Below are 793 nucleotides of genomic sequence, written 5' to 3' on the forward strand. Positions count from 1 at the left end.
GCCAGCCCGAACCACCGTCGTCCTGCCGATAATGATCGACGTCCTGCTCCGCCCGCACCACCGCCGCCGACGCCCGCTGATACTCCTGCCAAGCCGCCACCCGCTCGTCCGCCGAGCCAGACGAACCCGACCGCACAACCGCCTCAGTCTGCGCAGGACTCAACTCGACACCCTGAGGCCGATCGTGCACGTCCACGGCACTCGACCGCTCAGACACCGAGGGCGCCAAGCCGGTCTCCGGCTCCGCATGAGTCACCGCCGAGGCGGACGAGGAAGCCGCCGACCGCTCCTGCGGACTCTGCTCCACCATCGTGCACGTCCACGGCACTCGACCGCTCAGACACCGAGGGCGCCAAGCCGGTCTCCGGCTCCGCATGAGTCACCGCCGAGGCGGACGAGGAAGCCGCCGACCGCTCCTGCGGACTCTGCTCCACCACCTGCTGATCAACGGAACCGAACTCCTGCCGGGAGCCGGGCTCCCGCATCGAGTCGAAAGCGGCAGCAGCGAGGTTCCCCCTGACCTGCTCCGGATCCATCCCCAGACCCCGCAGGACACCGACCGCCCGCCCCTGGTCCTGCACGGCCTGCAGCCCGACGTACAGAGCCTGCCGCGCCCGCCAACCCGAACCACCGTCGTCCTGCCGATAATGGTTGACGTCCTCCTCAGCCCGCACCACCGCCGCCGACGCCCGCTGATACTCCTGCCAAGCCGCCACCCGCTCGTCCGCCGAGCCAGACGAACCCGACCGCACAACCGCCTCAGTCTGAGCAGGACTCAACTCGACACCCTGAG

1 protein-coding gene is annotated in these 793 nt (G+C 69.7%); it reads right to left on the reverse strand.

Annotated elements, in window-relative coordinates; translation table 11 throughout:
* Positions 1-209 precede the first annotated feature (209 nt).
* Positions 210-793, reverse strand: a 584-nt coding sequence (locus P2L57_RS39840) for a hypothetical protein (protein WP_275823493.1), incomplete at its 5' end; no start/stop codon positions are given.

Origin of the sequence: Streptantibioticus ferralitis, assembly GCF_029223525.1 — a bacterium.
GTDB classification, from domain to species: Bacteria; Actinomycetota; Actinomycetes; order Streptomycetales; family Streptomycetaceae; genus Streptantibioticus_A; species Streptantibioticus_A ferralitis.